We start from the raw sequence: 18107 nt of genomic DNA on the forward strand, positions 1-18107 counted from the left end.
TTTAAGGTGAAAAATAAAAAATTTTAGTATAGTAGGAATGGTTTTTATTTTTAAAAAATGAGTGTAAAAAGGAACATTATGAAAAAAAAATTTTTATCTGGCGGGCTTATTTTTTCCCTATTTTTTGGCATAAATGCCTATAGCAAGCAAGCCAATGGGGGGGGGGCAGGAGAAACCCAAAGCCCTATTAAAAGCTACAAACTCCAAACCCAAATGGTTTCAGCCAATAAGTTCGACCAAAATTTGCGCGAAGTCGATGGTTCGGTCGCAGTGGTGAGCGGGAAGAAACTCCAAGAACTCCAGATACATAGCATTGCCGAACTCACCAAAGCCATCCCGGGGCTGATTTTGGAAAATTACTCCTCCGCAGGGGCGTTATACACGAGCGTGCGAGGCATTTCAAATACGGATTATTTCAACCCTGCCCTTGTAGTCTATATCGATGGGATTCCTCAAGACCCTGAATTTCTCTCTCAAGAGCTCCTTAATGTCAAGCGTGTCGAGCTATTGCGTGGTCCGCAAGGGACTATTTGGGGGCAAAACGCCCAATCTGGCGTGCTCAATATCATCACCAATCCGATCACAAGCAACACCCCACGTGCCAATGCTAGCACAAGCATTGGCACACTCTCTACAAATACGATGCTCTCTACCGCCACCCCGCTACTCAAAGACTGGCTGTATATCGGAGCGGATTTGGGTTATTATCACCAAAGCGGGCAAATCACGCAAAAAAGCACGGGTGAAAAGCTCGATACATCCGATTCTTTGCTCGGCAATGTCAGCCTTGCCTTTGCTCCGAAAAATTCAGGCTTTGAAGCGTTGTTTAAATACTCGCTAAGCGATTTGAACGACCATCATAATGGCTTTTATCTCACCGATGAAGAAATCAAAACATTAGGGCGAAGTAAGGGGTTTTATAATCCCAACTTTTTTCGCCCCTATTTTAAACGCAACGCCCAAACCTACGCCCTCAAGCTAGGCTATAATTTTGGGATTTCTAATCTTAGCAATGTCTTTTCTTATCAAGACAGAAGTAACCGACTCGATCAATTAATCGGCAGTGTCAAAGAAGCTAGAGAGACTACCACCGATGAATTGCGATTGGTAAGTCGCTATCAAAACGGGGCTTATAGCATTTTTGGGGCGTATTTCCAGCATATCGCCCACGATTTCCCCGACAAAACCTCTTTGGTCAAAACTATCGATAAAGATACTTTTGCCATCTATGGTGAGGGCAAAAGCCCGGAATTTTGGGGCTTTGATATGACTTTGGGAGCGAGATATAGCTTGGATATTTCCAAAGCCCATTCCTTAGGGATGGAAAAAAACAATATGATTTTAAAACCCGCATTCAAAGACAATAACTCTTCACATATCTTCACCCCCAAAATCGCCATTGGCTACAATCTAGGCGAAGATGTTAGGCTCTATGCCCTCTATCAAAACGGCTATCGTGCGGGCGGTTTTGACTTCATCACTGCTGATAAAATCAAACCCGAATACACCCAAAACGCCGAACTAGGCGTCCATAGTGAGCTTTTTAGTAGCAAACTTAGTCTCAATGCTGCACTTTATTATATTTATATCACCGATAAACAAGTCTCACTCCCAAGCCCTGCGGGATTTTCTATACAAAATGCCGGCACGATTGATTCGCTAGGCTTGGAGCTTGCTTTGCATTCTCGCCCGATCGAAAGCTTGGTGGTTTCTTTTGGTGGGAATTTTGGGCATTCTAGGTATGTCAAAGGGGCGATAAAAGGCAAAGATACCCGCAAAAACAAAACGCTTCTCTTAGCCCCAGATGTAAGCTTGAATGCCAATATCGACTGGAATTTTGCCACAATTAATGGGGCGAAATTTTTTGCCAATCTCAATGGCAGATTTTATTCTAAGACTTATTTTGATGATGAAAATAAACTTTTTCAAGACCCTTATGGCATTTTTGATTTGTCCTTGCGCCTGCAGGCAAAAAATGGCTTGAGTATCAATGTCTATGCCCAAAATCTTTTTAACCAAAAATACAAAACGTGGATTCAAAATTTTCCTATTCCTCCTACTGCTAGCATACAAGGGAGTTTTATCGGGCAACTCCGCAATATAGGGGCTTCTTTGAATTATAATTTTTGAGGAGTAGAGGCGTAAAGCCAGATCCAACTGCTTGGCTTCACTAGCCTCGCACGGCGATGCGTTTATGCGACCTTTAGGAGCATAGCAGACGCCCAAACCTTAGGAGCGAAAACGGGCTTTGCCCGTTGGAGTGGTCTTCAGGTTTGGGTGAAGCCCAAACCAACACCTTAGAAATTTATCTCGAACGCACAAGCCTTAGGCTTGGCTGACGAGATGGTAGCTTTAGGAATGGAAAGAGGCTTTGCCTCTTGAAATGGTCTTCAGGTTTAATTTTTTCTCTGAAAAAATTAAACCGAGTAAAACATAGTGTAAAGGAAAGAAATGAAAAAATTTTATCGGTATTTTCATATGTATGTGAGCGTTTTCTTTTTGCCATTGGCGATTTTATACACCCTTAGCGGGGTGCTAGCCCTCTTTGAGATTCACGGCGATCGTGAAGTCAAACCCCTAGCCATCGATGCAATGGCAACCAACATCGATGAACTCCGGGAGCAAGCCATCATTTATCTGCGAAAAAATGGCGTGCAAGATGAGGTCATCAAATTTCGGGTTCTCGATGAAAATAAGGGGCTCGCTTATGGGAATATCGCCCACACAATAGGGTTTTTCTTTGGTCCAGGACATATCAATGTTTTTGATATTCGCCAAAAGGGATTTTTGGCGTATCTGATGGCACTCCACACCGGCGATGGGTCTGATATTTTTAATTATTTCGCGATACTTTTTAGTGCGTGTTTGCTATTGTTTTATGTGAGCGGGTTGTTGATGATAAAATTTTCCAAACACGCGAAAACCCTGAGTCTTGCGTTCATTTTGGGATTGTTGGTGAGTTTTGTTTTGGGGATTTTGAGCTAGGGGGGGGGGTAGAGGATTATTTTTTCTATTTCTATTATCCTTACTCGATTCAGTTTTAAAAAACTGAATCTGAAGACCACTCATCTGTGTTTTACTCAGGTTTAATTTTTCAGAGAAAAAATTAAACCTGAAGACCATTCCGCAAGATGTGAAATCTTGCTTCATTCCTAAAGCTACCATCTCACACCCAGCCAGAGGCTGTGCGTTCGAGATAAATTTTAAAGGTGTTGGTTTGGGCTTCACCCAAATCTGAAGACCGCTTTTTGGAGGCAAAGCCCCCAAACGCTCCTAAAGTTATCATTTCACGCCCAAGCGGAGCTTGTGCGTTGGAAATAAGTTTTATCGGTATCGATTCGATAAATTGAATCGCAAGACCACTTTGGCGAGCAAAGCCCCGCTTTAGGCGTATTGTTATGCTCCTTTTGTCGCATAAAACAATCGCCGTGCGGAGCTTGTTCAAGCCAAGCAGTTGGCTTTGACTTAACGCTTCTCGTCCTAATATGGGTGTCCGGTTATGTTCCTAAAAATCACATATTACCATAGCCACGCAACACCTATGAAATATACCCACTCTCTAGCAATGGCTCATCTTTGACAAATCGCTTCATCAACGCCAAAGTCGCCACATAAAATATTACCCCGCTTCCCCACAGGCTAATCAACCCATCATCATTTTTTACTTCATACATTATCGCAGGCATTTTAGGGTCGTGATGGATTTTAAATACCAATTTTCGGGCTTCTTTTTTATGAGCGTGGGCTTCTTTGGCAGTCTTAAACGGACCAATCAAATAACGATGTGCCAGCTTGGATTTGCCGTTTTGATAAAGAGCAAAATCCTCCACCCGATAAGAATATTGCCCAATCAATGCCAAAGCTTCCTTATCTTCTTGGGTGAGCACTGCTACCTGTAGATAATACCCCACCTCAGGCGCACAGCCTTGACAATGCGTTTGGCTACCATTCTTTGCAAATAAAACCATCGTTTTATCATCAATTGTCTTTTCTTGCTTGGGCGCTTCTGGTGTGGTTTTTTTGTCCTCACGATGGGGCTTAGCCTCTTTATCTGGTGCGACACGCAAGAACAAATCCTTGACCTTAGGATTGCTTTTAGCTTCTGGTGGGGTGGTTTGCTTGGGTGTCTTTTTGATCTCTTTTTGCATTACTCGCACCACCGGCACACCCTCGCCTTTCTTGGTATGGCGAGATAGTGAGAATCCATTAGGATTATTTTCAAATTTCTTAACAATCTCATCGGCTTTTTGCTTGTATTCACGGGCTTCTTTGGCAGTCTTAAACGGGCCAATCAAATAGCGATGGGCTGTGATGGTCTCTGTCTTGCCTTTTTTGTTTTTTCGGATAAGCTTGATTTCTTGGGTGCGGTAGCTCTGAGTTTTGAGCAAAGGCAACAAATCCTTAGGTTCTTTGGCAAGAGCAGCCACTTGTAAATAATACCCATCTTCAGCCGGGCAACCCTGACAATTTTGCTTGGGTGGGAGCGGGATAACTTTGCTTTCGATGTGATTGTGTTCTATTTTGTGCTGTTTTTGTTGTTGCCATCGGCGAGTTCTCTCCAATGCACTTACCTTTTTGCCAAAGCTAAAGCGCGCTCCAAGAGAGAGATTATAATCAGTCTGATACACGCCCAAAAACGTTCGGCTGACTTCTGCATATGCCCGCCAACTATCATCGATAATAAAATTCGCTCCCAAAGAAAGATTGAGTTTGTTATTCATTGGGGTTTGATAGACAATATCAGGCAAAATAGCTGCCCCAAACTGCCTGATATTGGTATTTCCACCGGTGTTGAGTTCATTGATATAGGACAATCCCAAACGCACATCAGTAACCATTCCCTTTTTGGTCTTGAAATGCTTGCCAAAAACCGCCCCAACACGTGAGATCAAAGCATTATTAGCCTGCAAGCTCGCTTGCACCCGCTCGCCTGCTACCATCGCTTCTAGCCGAGTCCCTGTGTTATAACCATAAATCACCTGTGCTTGTGGCTCAAGAAAATAACCCTGTATAAAAGCATTCTTTTCCTTGCCTTTGCCAAATAATCTATCAAGTTCATAGCGATAGCCCAATTCCACGCCTGCAATGATATTTTGACTACCCAATGAACTCTTGGAGTCCTCGATAACAATGTCTGAATCCCCATCAAAAGAAAAGCGATTGTTGGTATAGAGGTATTTGAGCGTGCTATCGATATAAAATCCATTCTCAAGAAACAACGCATCATAAAGCCCCAAGCCAATATTCTTCCCAGTTGTATGGTAGAGCGCCCCTTTGGAAGCAATAAAACTCCCCTCAGCACTCACGCCTAGATAATGCGTCCCATTCAAAAAGCTAAATTGATGGTCATAGCCAGCTTGTAAGGTCGTTTGAAAATCTCGATTGCGCGCGTTATCTGATCCCAAACCATTGCTAAACTTCGCCCAAGCCCCTTGCGTGAGATTTTGCCCGCGTAGTTCGCCCATTCGGAGATTGAGATTATCAGTAGCGATACGAAAATCCCGATAAAACACGCCCAAAGCATTTTGAAAGGCGTTAGTTGTCGCAAGATTGGCAGCAACGGCAAACCCATCAAGATAAAAAATAGTGAGCGGACCAGAAGCCCCACTATTTTGCACCCTGATATTGGGCGTTAGGGTATAAACCCCTTGCGTGTAATCAACACCTGAAAAATAATCATCAACATCATTTTGATGGATGATTGCCAATACGGCTTTGGCATCTTGGGGTTTGCCCGCTTCAAGGGCGATTTGCAAAAGATTGTCTCCCCCACTAACCTTTTGAGCTTCCAAAAGGTCGCTATTGCCTGTATTGGCATTCACACCCAAACGCACAACCCCATAATTCATAGTCAAATCCCCCACGCCCAACAAATGAAACGCTGGATTTTGCTGGATTTTTGTCTTAGCCGTTTTAGGGGAAATCGTTACCGCACCCGCCAGGCTATTTTCTGAGGGCAAAGAATTATCTCGCAAGCCACGCAAATCAATGATAGAGCCCACATTACCGATACTGCGGTTATCATTGAGGGCGAGTTTTTGCTGCGCCTCATCAGCATTGCCTGCTTGGAGGGTTTGCACGTTAGAATCTGCCGTTACCACCCAGCTAGCATTTTTGACACCCGCACCCGATGTGCCTGGAGTGCCCGAAGCCACTGGTGTGGCTGAACCAAACACATAGGTATTAGCCTTTCTATTATCTGTTGTGCCTCCTGCTTCAGTGATGGTTTGGTCGGTATCTTGGATACTGCCTATGAGCGAAACATTCCCATCAAATCCTGTAATGGTGGCTTTTTTAATCCCATCATCGGTTTGTGTGGTGTCGGTTTTGTCTGTTTTTTGGGTATTGAGATTGATCGTAGCTATCACGGGCGCTCTACCTGCAAAATTGCTAAAATCATAGCTAGAACCCGCATTTTGATTTTGAATATCCACCCGAGAACCATCACCAAAAAATGCGTGAATTTGCACGATGGTCGAAATTTCAGAGAGTTTTTGCAAGCCTTGTTGTTCAGCATTACCCCTCACAGAGATAGGATGGTCTTTGTCGCCAAGCGTAAGCGAGTGGGTTTTTACCAAACTCGGATTCACATCGGTGAAGATATTGGCATTGATTTTGGTTTCTCCCTGAAAGCTAAAGTTCCCTTGCGTTTGGAGCTTGTTTAAAATATTATCAATAGAATTTTGATCCAAAACGCCCACATCATTGAAATTATAGATAGAATCATCGCTCCCATCGTGAATTTTCATCGTGGCTTTTTGGAAACTCTGCGCCCCTTGAAAATTCACAACCTTATTGCCATCACCCCGAATATTTTCCCCATAATACGGGTGGTTATTATCAAAGCTTAGTGCTAGGGTAAGTCCTGTTGGTGGGGGCGTGAGTCCTGTTGTTGCCCAGTTTGGATTTTTGCTAAAAGCAATATCCCCATTCACACTGGTATCTTTTAGCCCAATTGTCCCGCTGATGATCTGGATAGGATTATTGGTTTGCAAGATGGATTGGGTCGTGTTGGGGCTTGTGGTATTGGCAGGATTGATGGTGCGATTAAGCACATCGATAAAATCATCATTGTTAGCCGTGTCAATCGTGCCAAGATTGCTAAACGTATAAGAAGATTTTTCCGTTGCACTCCCTTGTGTGATATAGCCTTGAAATTTATAATCTTGCGGATTGGTAGCATCTGGGTTGGCACTAAATGCGGCATTACCCCCAAAGTCAAACTCAAGATGTTGCCCGCCTCCTGTGCTAGCACCCCCTGTAGTTGGGTCATTGCCCCCTGCTTGGTAGATATTCCAAAAGACATAGGCAGGCATTGGGTCGCTCCAGTCAGTCCCAGAAGTAGCACTGGAAGCAGGGGGAGTGGTTGGGATTACAAAATCACTAAAACGCAGTATCGCTGGGCTATCTTCGGTATTGATGGCATTGGTGATTTTGCCTTCTTGGTAGCTCCTACCTACCCAATTGATCACCCCTTTGCCACTAAAAGGTCTTTGATTTTTAAAGCTCTGCAAGATTGCATTAGGGTCGGTAGTGTCAAGACTAGCGGTATTATCAGAGGCGTCGGTAAATTCTCTGAGATTGATAACACCCGCATCGACAAATGTATAGGTATTATTGGCGCTGGCAACACCATTATTGATAAAAAACCCATCTTTGATACTGCCAGTTTTATTTTTGTAGCTACCATCTGGTTGTTTGATAGTTCCGGGGATAAACGCCCCCTGACCGATAAAAACTAAATCAATATGATTTCCCGTGCCTTGAACTTCTTTACCCAAAACGTGGGCGTGGCTGAAATCAACGCTATGTGTTACACCTAAAGAATCGGTTTGATTGACATTTTTCTCAATCCATTCTTTTGCCTGTGCGCTCAACGTTTTTTCATCCATCTTTGCATTAAATGTCATCTGGAACTTAGAAAATTTCCCATTATTACCAGTAAATCCATCGCTTAGCTCGGTATTCATCACATTGATTTTGCCACCAAATTGGCTCAATGCGCTGAATTTAACACTACTATTTGTCTCTTTTGTTCTCTCCGCCCCATCAATAAGCATACTCGATGTGTTTTTCCCGCCAGTAACACTACCGCTCCCACCCAATGCATCGCCAAAAAATTCAAGATGGGCTTCCACATTGTTTGCCAAAGTGAGTGTCCCGCTCAACGAAGATTTGACAATTACAAGCTCTGTGTTCCCCATTGTATTTTCATTAGTCCAGTATCTATCAGCTTCATCACGATTGAGAAAATCCCGATTATCAAAGCTCGCATTAAATACAATACTCTTGGCTTTAGAAGCATTTGCACCATTACCCACGCTAATAGTGCCGATATTTGAACCTCTGACATTATAAACCCAGCTCGCTCCGGTTGCATTAGCAGCGCTAAGTGCTGAGCCAAAAAAAGTCGCCGCATTACTCGATTTCAAGGCATCGCCCATATTGATAGCATTGACATAAGCAGTGATAGCATTATTGCCGTGTCCGATCGAAAGGACATTGTTAGATCTTAACGGGAGAATGGATTCATCGCCAATAAATGTCGCATTAAATTCACCTAATCGGATCAAAATCCCACCATTAAGCGTAAGGCTAGATGGCAGGATATAATCACGGATATCTTTTTGGTTGCCATTACTATCTGTGTCGCTTGTAAGCAAGCTCCCATCTTTAGTGGTTAGCAAATCATCATTAGAAGCTTTGGCAAAGGCTAGGCGGACACTGGTTTTTTTATCAGCAGTGCTTGCCCCTGTGGTCTGAAAATTATCTTTGACGACTAGATTTGTGCCTTTGATATGGTAATTCCCTGTAGGGGTTTGGATGTTGCCCTTAAAATGCTCGAAACTCAGTGTGCCTCCGGTGTTATAAGCAAGCAGATTGAGGACTTGGTCTTGTTGGCCAAACTCAATCGTCGTGCCGGTGGGGATTGTCCCTAAGAGACCCGATGTCCCTAAAGTCTGGTTAGTCAAAGGGCGTAATGAACCTTTCCCAATAAAACTCAAGCTCGAGCCATCTTTGATCCCGCTAATCACATCGCCTTGATAATACGTTGGGATAGGGTTTGGCGTCGTTATCGCACTGGGTTTGGAAAAATCAAATAAATTACCACTCGTATTAAACGCCACACCCGTGTTGTTAAAACTCAAATTTACAGGGATGTTTGAGACTTTTGAAGCGCCAGAAGTTGTTATTGCCCCATAAATATTCCCAACAATTGTCGTGTTATTTGCCATCAAAGAAGAATCACCGCTCAATAAATGCGTGCTATCAAGCCCATCGATATGGAGTTCGCCACCGGGATTATTGATGATAAGGGTATTATTAGCAGAGCTGGCATTCCCTAGTCGAATCGTTACAGCACCAAAATGGAATCCATCGGGGTCTTTATCATAGTCTGTTGTGTTTGTTTTGAGACTGCCGTTGTAATATTTTTTTAGCAATTCCCTATCGCTAGCGTTGTGATTGGGATCATATAGCGAGTTTTGACCCAATGTGATTTTCATTTTTTGATTGCCATCGGTAGAAAGCACCCCATAAAATTTCGTGTGATTGACCACAGGTGTGCTACCATCTAGCTTTGGCGTGCCATCTGTGTTCATAACGGCGACATCTTCGCCAAAACTTAGCTCCAAAGCCTTGCCCTGACTCCAATCGCCTATCAAAGAAGATTGGCTGATATTGAGCGTGGTTTTAGATACATCAAATGATTTTTGATTTCCTGCGCTATCAACTTGCACGAACACAGATTTATTCCCATCAAGCTTTCCGGTTGCAGAAGCGGTGTGGCTTGTTTCTTTGGTTTGTAGGGCGACTACCCCATCAACAGCTTGGATATTTAAGATATTATTTCCACTACCCAAAGCCACCTTGATAGCCTTATCAGCGGGGTTAGTAACACCGGGCTTGATACTCCCAGAGCCGATGAAGTTGATAGTAGCGTCATTGCTGTTGCCAGATAAATCGAGCGTATCCCCATCAAAAGAGGCGGTTTTTAGGGTATGTTTGAGACCGGGCAATGGCTGTGTAGGCATAGGCGTGCCGTTTTTCTTGGCGTCTTCGACTTCTTTGTCATACTCGTCATTGAGGGCTTTGATAAACGCATTGATGGCATTTTGATTACCATAAAAGTTTAGATTAAATGCGTAGTTGTTTTCTACCAAATCCCCTTTGAATGTCGAGCCATAGAAATTCATCTGGGTGTTGGTGGGGATATCTTTAAGATCGCTCTTATCGATTGTCCCACCCTTGCTTTCAAAATCCTTAAAAATATTTTCGGTAGCTGTGCCTGGCGTGCTTTCATTAATCGCTGGGGTTTGATTATTGATAGCTGTGAAGCCCGCATTATTGAGGGCATTGAGAATGCCGTGAGGCTGGGTGCTTGCACCTGCTTGGGGATTTTTACTTTGGGTGGCGTTATTCAAACCATCAAGATTATAAAACGTAATCGTATTTGTCCCTGCCGCGCTCCCACCTAGCAGTGAGCCAGCAAATTTGATAGAAGCGTCATTATCAGTAAAGTCAAATTCAAAATGATGTTCGCCCTGCCCGATAACTGCCAAACCATAGGCATTAGGTGCAACACTCCCATTTTTGGAATAATCAAAATAAGTCGTTACATTGGGGTGCTGTTCTGGGATCGTAGCCCCCGTGGCGCTTGTGTGTGCTGCGATGGTTTGCCCTAAAATGCCCGTAATGGTGGTGTTAAAAAGATTTACCACGCCTTTGGCATTAGCAACGCTCCCCGCATTCATCTGCCCGGCGTTGTAAAATTCATACAACGAATCATCGGTGCCACCATCAATCGTGCCTGTGAAGCCTTTTTCTGTGGTGTTATTGAATGTATTTTCGGTAAATACAAAAGAAATATGTTTTTTGAGTTCATCGCCCTCCACACCAATGCTACCATTAGATGATTTGCCACTGACAAAGCCATCATCTGTAGGTGCGCCCTTTTGCGTGATGGTATAAAATGGCGTGCCACCGCTAGGCGTTTCTGGCACATTTGGCATTATCTTGGGCGTGCCATCGGCGTTATATACCTGCTTGCCATTTTCATCATACACCAACATCGCATTCCCAAATACCGCATTACTAAAACCTTTGGCGTGGTGAGTGCTTTTATCGATGATTCCCAAATCCTTGCCTAATGTTTGTCCAAATATCGAATGGGTTTGTCCTTTCTGATTCAAGACAATATTTGTCCGCACCAAGCCCAATGTCCCCTCAAAGCGATTGAGATTGAGATTGGTTTTATTAGATAAAATGGTTTCAAAAGTATTGCTAATAGTATTATCAAAATCAAACGTCCCTAATCCATCAAGATTGATATGCCCAGTGGTTTGGGTAACATTTGTTGCAGTTGTTTTTAATATACCCACGCTATTTTTATTTTTGTTTGAAAGTGCCTTATTTACTGAATCTCCCGGTCCGCCAAAGACAAAATTCAAATCAACCTCATTGGCAATGATATTGCTACCAATATTAAGCGTTTTGCTATCTTTGGGTGTGAAATCCAATGTGCCAGTAACCTTGCCATTAACAAGATTGATACTCCCGATGGTTTTGCCCTGCATTTGATCGAATGAAACAATCGAATCTGCGTTTGTGCTAGTGAGATTGCCGACATTTGATGATGAAAAATCGCCTGTGAGGACCAAAGCATTACTATTGATATTCCCAATGGTAGCGTCTTTGATATTGGTAAGCTTGACAAAACCGCTATTGCTAGCGACATCAATATTGCCCGAAGAGGCGATGTTATTAAGGGTGATGTTGGAGTAAGTTTTAGGATTATTTTGACCTGTGATATTCCCGATTATGGAACGATTAGTGGCAACAAAATCCAATTGATTTTTGTTTGTAATTGTCCCAGAATAAGTAGAATTATTAAGGTTGAAATTAAGTTTAGTTGCTTTTTTTCCTGAACCCTGATTTCTATTAGTAGCATTCCCAGTCAAGCTAGAATCAGTAAGTAAAAAAGTTATATCTTCCAGCTCTTCATTATCTCCCCAATCGCCTACTTTAATACTATTGGCTGTTACTTTAGAGCCTCCTGCAATATTAATAGTGATATGTCTGCCAGCACCACCGGAATACCCGCTGTAGCCAATTTCCATTTTTCCAACATTTGCGATTGCGCCCTGATTGAAAGTAACATTTATATTTAATCCATAAGCAGGACTAGCAATATCTCCTTTGAATGCATATTTTTTGCCAGTCGAATTGCCATTAAAAATATAAACTCCGTTATTTGTTATATTTCCGGTAAATGAAGAATTGGTAAATGTATTGTTTCCACTGAGACCGCCCGTAACATCTTGATTGTTATAATCCTTTCCCCACGCTGTCGTAATATCCAAAAAAACAAGCGCTAGCACACCCAAGCCAAGCTTGCCAAGATAAGGCGTGCGAATGCGTGAGGTGCGTGCGTGGGTGCGAGGCTTGTGATGTGTGCCTTTGGTGAAAAATAATTTAACCAAGAGAAAGCTTTTTAACCAAAGCATAAAATGCCTTTTGATTTGCCCCCCCCCCCCCGCAAACGCGTGCAGAGACAAACCAAAAGCACAAAAAAGAAAGATATTTGGTGAAAAAATATGCTAAAGGCTGGATTTTTGTATCTTTGTCGGAGAAATAGGGTTTGTGGGTTTGTATCACCCATCGGTGTGGGTAGTGGCAGGGGTTATCGTTTGGGGTGCGATGAAAAAATACAAACTGCAACAAACCAGCCTCCTTTTGCCCTTTGGGTGTGTTTATCAGCTTTTGATTACTTGTGTGCCTCTAGCTAGAATCATTTGAAATCTTAAATAGTTAAATTCCATCAAGATATTTAAGTAGATATTGTATCAATTAAAAATTAATAAAAATTATCCTCAGCACATCTTAAGGGATTTTTTGCTCTGAAATCTAGGGAAAATCTAAAAAATAATGCGCAAGATTGACTCAAAAATAAGACTTTCAATGCTAGGGAGATGTATCCGCTGTGTTTTAATTGTTAAAAAATATGATAAAATGTGAAGATTTAGCCCGAAAAAGGATTTAAAACTCAGGAGACTTGATGCGCGGAGTAAAAACAGCGACTTATAAGCTCAATCAGCGAGTTTATGATGCGATTTATGAAAATTTTCCAGATAAGAATCAAGCCGATGTGCTTGTGCTTGCTTTTCAAAAAGTGCTGGGCGAGCAAAAAGAAGTCGTGCGAGAAAGCGTCAATGAAAAGATTGATGAAATTGTTTTTCGTGTGAGAACCGAGCTTGTCAAGGAGTTTGCAACAAAATCAGATCTAGAGGCTGGTTTAGCCAAACTAGAACTCAAAATCCTCAAACAGATCGGAAATATTAAAGAAGATTTGGAAACCAAGATTGATGGTTTCAGAGAAGATTTGGAAACCAAGATTGATGGTTTCAGAGAAGATTTGGAAACCAAGATTGATGGTTTCAGAGAAGATTTGGAAACCAAGATTGATGGTTTCAGAGAAGATTTGGAAACCAAGATTGATAGCGTAAGAACTGACTTGGAAGAATACAAGCTCTACACAGAAAGACAATTTGGTCTTGTGCGTGCAGATATTGCCACTCTCACAAGCAAGGTCGATGGGCTATCTCAAGGTTTTGATGATAAAATCAGGTCTTTCAAATATTCTATTCTTGCGTGGATGGGAGTTGGGTTTGTTGCGATTATGGGGACAATCATCGGCTCAGTTTTCTCTCTTGTAAAATTTCTTATGCCCTGAGTGCAAAACCATCGCAAAAACAATGCCCTACAATCTATATTTTTTTAAAATACACAGATTTTTAGCAAAAAGGAACGCTTAGAGCCTGAAGCAATATAAAACATAAGCACCTCGTATTGTCAATTTTGAAATCCCAAAAAACAAAAACGCACTGGTAGGGTAAAAAATATTATTTTTAAGTTATAATAATGATTATTATATTTTTTATAATTACTTACCCGATCGGGAAAATAATGGAAAAAAATAGCGGAGAAATCAATGGAATTTTTGGATTTTTATAAAAATATTTATCCTTCCCATATCACAAAACTCCAAAATCTCGATACCAGTGCTATTTATGAACTAAAAAGTGGCGTAGCCAGTGGCAAAATGGAGGTTTGGACGATTTTTGATGGGGTGGAGTTGATTTATGGGGAATATCACGGCGAGACCTTGTATGAGTCACAACTCTATAAAAGACCCGATATTTTGTATATGACATTTTGTCTGGAGGGTGATTATGAAGCATTGCTAGAGGGCTATGAGCGCAGGATACTTCAAAAAGATTCTTTTTGTGCGCTCAATCTCAATATCGAACTTCTCGATTCAAGAATGCCCCTGGGATTCAACAAAAGCATCAGTTTTTTGATCTATCTTGATATTGCCAGCAAAGAAATTACTAAGATTTTAAAAAATATTTGTCTAAAAACCATCAATGAAAAATTCTATGAAAACTTCTTGATTCTCCCAAAAGACAAGGTTTTTATGAATATCTTTCACCAAATGCACACTCAAAAATACTTAGGCATCGATTATATGCGGGTAAAATTCCTTGAACTACTCATCTATCTGGCTTCAAAACCCCAAAGCCACGCAATAAAAGAAAGCGATTTGATGAAAGAAATCTGTGCCTACATCCAAAACCATTGCGAAGAAAACTACCCGCTAAGCCACCTCGCACAAACCTTTCGGATATCGCTTAGCAAGCTCCAAAAAGACTTTTGCAAGACATATGATTCTTCGATTTACCAATACATCAAACACCAAAAAATCCAAAAAGCGGTTTCCCTACTCACCCAAGATAATCGCAAAATCACAGAAATCGCCACAGAAGTTGGCTACACCAATATCTCAAAATTTTGTGAAAGCTTCAAAAAAATCACGGGCAAGACCCCTTTGGAATATAAAAAACTTCACGCCCAACATCTCGCAAATAAGGACTTTGAAGACATTCAAACTAGGTAGCCAAGCTATGCCCGAATGGTTTTTTGCTCCTCAAAACAAACAACAAACCCAGCACATAAAGCACACAAGCAAATAGCAAAAACAAACCAAGCAGGCTGATATTATTGACAATCGATTGCGTGATAAGCGGTGAGGCAAACTGCCCGAAAAAAATCGAACTCGCCATAAAGCCTAAGGCTTTGGCACGTTGGTGTTCTGGGGCGATGGATAAAAGATAAGAACTACTATTGACAATCATCAGCCCTCCCCCAGCACCCAAAAAAGCCAAAGACACCATCACGATCAAATAATTATGAAACACGTATAAAAGCAAAAAAGCCGTCCCCATCAAACAAAATCCAAACGCATAAACCCCAGCAATACTCCACATATTCCTCAAACGGCTATAAAACAACGCAAACGCCCCATAAGCAATCGCAGAAACGGACATCGAAACCCCGACTATATCGCTATCTTTGCCGAGATTATGCACGATAAAAAACGGGATTTGTGTAGGCGAAATATAATAAACCACCATACAAAAGAAAACCAACAGATAAATGGGGAAGAAATTGAAAAATCGAAATCCGTTTTGAGGAGCTTGGGCGTTTTGGGTTTTTTTATCAAAACGATGCCGGTGGGGTTCAAAAAGCTTGGTAGAAGCAAAAATAGCCACAACAATACCCAAAAGATAAGCCAAAAATGGGTAGCGCCAATCAATGCTTGAAAGATAACCCCCTAGACTAATAAAAACCGCACTGCCTGCTGCGGTAAAAAATCCCTGCAATCCAAGGGCTTTTTGCCTATCTTCTCCCAAATAATAATCCCCCACCAAAGCCGTAGCACCCGTCATCACAAACGCAGTCGTGATACCAAAAATCGCCCGAGAAATCAAAATCAAATAAATATCATCCAAAAAAAATCCCGAAAATCCCGCCAAACTCCACAGCACCATCGCAGGAAACAAAAACTTTATCCTGCCGTAACGATCAAGCAAATAACCGCTCAATGGGGAGAAAAACATCACAAAAAGTGCGGGGAGCGTCAAAACAAGCTTGGATAAAAAATCAATCCCAGCGACGTTGTGAAAATGGTTTTGAAGCGAGGGCAACGAGGGGGCGATAACCACACTCCCCAAAACCGTCATCGAAGTGGTCGAAAATAAAGCGATTTTAAACAATGGATTATGGACGATTTTTTTGAGTTTGTTATCAAACTTTGTGGGAGCAGAGTTTTTTGGAATGGGACTTTTTGAAGCAGGATTTTGTAGAATAGGACTTTCTGGAGCGAGACTTTCTGTTTGCATAAACGCCTCCTGTTTGGGTGTTAAAAAATTGATTTGATTATATCCCTATAGAATAAAATTTTATTAATATTATGCTAGATTTTTAATATTTTCGATAAGTTTTAGAGGCGTGAGCCCATAGCTTGACTTCTCCATTCTCGCCCCAAAAGAATGCGCCAAAGAAGCACTGATACTCGCATCTAATAAGCTATAACCTTGTGCGAGCAAAGCCCCGATGAGACCCGCAAGGACATCGCCACTCCCGCCTTTAGCGAGATTGGGCGTGCCAAATGTGTTGATATAGATACGATCGTTTTGGGCGATGAGGGTATTAGCACCTTTTAACAATGTAATGATTTTGGGGTATTTGATACTAAATTCACGCAAAATCTGTATTTTGTTTCTCAAAAGCGTCTCCATATCTATGGGGGCAAAACCCGCTAGGCGCAACATCGAAAGAAATTCTTTGGGATGGGGGGTTAAAACGAGATTTTCACAAACCTCTAACAATTCCCCCAACCCCTCCCAATGAAGCAAATCCGCATCGAGGACGCATGGGGCTTTGGCGGGCATTTTATCAAAATTATCAGGCACAGCGCCCATCCCCATACCAACAACAAATGCCGTCGTATTTTGCGGGATCTCATCGGGGTGCATAAGCTCAATGGGACAGGCAAACTCTTTGCCTATCACGCTTACAAGCCCTGCCCCAAAAGCCAGCCCTGCTAATGCACCCAATAGCGCCGCACCGCTTTTTTCCCCAACATAAACACACAAATGACCGAAATTACCCTTATGGACATTTTTGTGGTGCCTCTTAGGCAGACGCATATCCTTTTTTTCGAGCAGGCAAGTATTCGAACTGATCTCATAAAGACTTCTACTAACGCCCAAATCCCCTACAACAATCTCGCCAACATAGTCTTTAGCCCCATCGCTAAACAAGGCAGTTTTGAGCGCCCCCATACTGATCGTCCAATCTGCCTGGAACGCCACATCAGAAACATTCCCGTCTTTGTCGATACCGCTGGGAATATCGCAGGCTATTTTGATTCTAGCGACCTGATTCATCGCAGAAATAAGTTTTTTCATATCAGGCAAAAGCTCACCAACAAAGCCACTCCCAAACAAGCAATCTATCACAACATCGCAAGGGAGCAATTTTTTGATGACTTCAATCTGTGCTTCCATTGCCCTTTGGTGCTGTATCTGGCACATCTTGGTTTTGGGTTCTTTGGCGATAAAGAGCCGAACGTAATAATCGCCTGCCAATCGCCTCGCTAAGGCATAGCCATCACCCCCGTTATTCCCACCGCCACAAACAATGGTAATCACGCTATGATGATGGGTGATTTTTGAAATGAGCTGGTGCAGGGAGCTAGCAGCATTTTCCATCAAAATATCTTCACTCAAGCCATATTTTTCAATCGCTCGTTTATCTAAGATTTCCAAACTAGGATAGACATTTTGCATATGGAAAATCCCTCATTTGCTTTTCGGGATGAACTTGATTGATACGGAATTTACACAATGGCGCGTGTTTTTGTCGGTGTAGCCCTCGCCGATAAATATATGCCCCAAATGCCCGCCACAATTCGCACAAATTATCTCTGTGCGTCTGCCATCAGCATCGACTTGATGTTTGATAGCCCCAGCAATCTCATCATCAAAACTAGGCCACCCGCAACCAGATTTAAACTTGGCTTCAGAGGTATAAAGCTCGTTACCACATTGCTTGCATACATAAATGCCCTCTTTGTAAAAATCATTATATTCCCCGCTGAATGGGGCTTCGGTAGCTTTTTCTACGATGACGGCATATTCTTGTGGGGTAAGTGTTGGCATTTTGAATTCCTTAAAGTTTTTATCTATCTGTATCTATATCTC

The 18107-nt window shown here is 42.2% G+C and carries 9 protein-coding genes; 5 read left to right on the plus strand and 4 right to left on the minus strand.

Translation table 11 applies throughout. The features are described 5' to 3' along the window. Positions 1-78: 78 nt before the first annotated feature. The gene (locus BJI48_RS04135) at positions 79-2130 is read left to right on the plus strand and encodes a TonB-dependent receptor (RefSeq protein ID WP_180763042.1); all 2052 of its coding nucleotides are present in this window, start codon (positions 79-81) and stop codon (positions 2128-2130) included. Positions 2131-2451: 321 nt separating this feature from the next. Continuing rightward, positions 2452-2985 carry a hypothetical protein gene (locus tag BJI48_RS04140; protein WP_095332218.1) on the plus strand — a complete coding sequence of 178 codons (534 nt, stop codon included), beginning with the start codon at positions 2452-2454 and terminating at the stop codon, positions 2983-2985. 554 nt (positions 2986-3539) lie between these two features. On the opposite strand, the gene BJI48_RS04150 is transcribed toward BJI48_RS04140, so the two are convergent. Next, a complete protein-coding gene (locus BJI48_RS04150; protein ID WP_095332222.1) occupies positions 3540-12506 on the minus strand; it encodes a hypothetical protein in 8967 nt (2988 codons plus the stop codon). A 136-nt stretch (positions 12507-12642) separates the two neighbouring features. Between BJI48_RS04150 and BJI48_RS09410 the strand changes: the two genes are divergently transcribed. From BJI48_RS09410 to BJI48_RS04165, 3 genes are all read left to right on the plus strand, one after another. Continuing rightward, a complete protein-coding gene (locus BJI48_RS09410) occupies positions 12643-12798 on the plus strand; it encodes a hypothetical protein (protein WP_180763043.1) in 156 nt (51 codons plus the stop codon). Between the two features lie 259 nt (positions 12799-13057). Further along, positions 13058-13732, plus strand: a complete 675-nt coding sequence (locus BJI48_RS04160) for a hypothetical protein (protein ID WP_095332226.1) — start codon at positions 13058-13060, stop codon at positions 13730-13732. 258 nt (positions 13733-13990) lie between these two features. Next, positions 13991-14956 (plus strand): AraC family transcriptional regulator, encoded by a 966-nt coding sequence (locus tag BJI48_RS04165; protein WP_095332228.1) that lies wholly within the window; start codon positions 13991-13993, stop codon positions 14954-14956. Here BJI48_RS04165 and BJI48_RS04170 read toward each other — a convergent pair. The 3 genes from BJI48_RS04170 to BJI48_RS04180 all read right to left on the minus strand — a co-directional run bounded on the left by BJI48_RS04170 (position 14949) and on the right by BJI48_RS04180 (position 18065). Beyond that, positions 14949-16241 carry an MFS transporter gene (locus BJI48_RS04170; protein ID WP_095332230.1) on the minus strand — a complete coding sequence of 431 codons (1293 nt, stop codon included), beginning with the start codon at positions 16239-16241 and terminating at the stop codon, positions 14949-14951. The two genes, BJI48_RS04165 and BJI48_RS04170, sit on opposite strands and share 8 nt — an antisense overlap. Positions 16242-16310: 69 nt before the next feature. Then, entirely contained in the window at positions 16311-17693 is a 1383-nt protein-coding gene (locus tag BJI48_RS04175; protein ID WP_095332232.1) for an NAD(P)H-hydrate epimerase, read from the minus strand. 12 nt (positions 17694-17705) lie between these two features. After that, positions 17706-18065 (minus strand): methionine-R-sulfoxide reductase, encoded by a 360-nt coding sequence (locus BJI48_RS04180; RefSeq protein WP_095332234.1) that lies wholly within the window; start codon positions 18063-18065, stop codon positions 17706-17708. Positions 18066-18107: the final 42 nt, after the last annotated feature.

Source organism: Helicobacter sp. 11S02596-1, assembly GCF_002272825.1.
Lineage (GTDB): Bacteria > Campylobacterota > Campylobacteria > Campylobacterales > Helicobacteraceae > Helicobacter_J.

What these genes read in the sequence shown, in the direction of transcription:
- BJI48_RS04160 (WP_095332226.1), top strand. Translation starts at nt 13,058, where the DNA reads ATGCGCGGAGTAAAAACAGCGACTTATAAGCTCAATCAGCGAGTTTAT.
- BJI48_RS04140 (WP_095332218.1), top strand. Translation starts at nt 2,452, where the DNA reads ATGAAAAAATTTTATCGGTATTTTCATATGTATGTGAGCGTTTTCTTT.
- BJI48_RS04150 (WP_095332222.1), bottom strand. Translation starts at nt 12,506, where the DNA reads ATGCTTTGGTTAAAAAGCTTTCTCTTGGTTAAATTATTTTTCACCAAA.
- BJI48_RS04175 (WP_095332232.1), bottom strand. Translation starts at nt 17,693, where the DNA reads ATGCAAAATGTCTATCCTAGTTTGGAAATCTTAGATAAACGAGCGATT.
- BJI48_RS04165 (WP_095332228.1), top strand. Translation starts at nt 13,991, where the DNA reads ATGGAATTTTTGGATTTTTATAAAAATATTTATCCTTCCCATATCACA.
- BJI48_RS04170 (WP_095332230.1), bottom strand. Translation starts at nt 16,241, where the DNA reads ATGCAAACAGAAAGTCTCGCTCCAGAAAGTCCTATTCTACAAAATCCT.
- BJI48_RS04180 (WP_095332234.1), bottom strand. Translation starts at nt 18,065, where the DNA reads ATGCCAACACTTACCCCACAAGAATATGCCGTCATCGTAGAAAAAGCT.
- BJI48_RS04135 (WP_180763042.1), top strand. Translation starts at nt 79, where the DNA reads ATGAAAAAAAAATTTTTATCTGGCGGGCTTATTTTTTCCCTATTTTTT.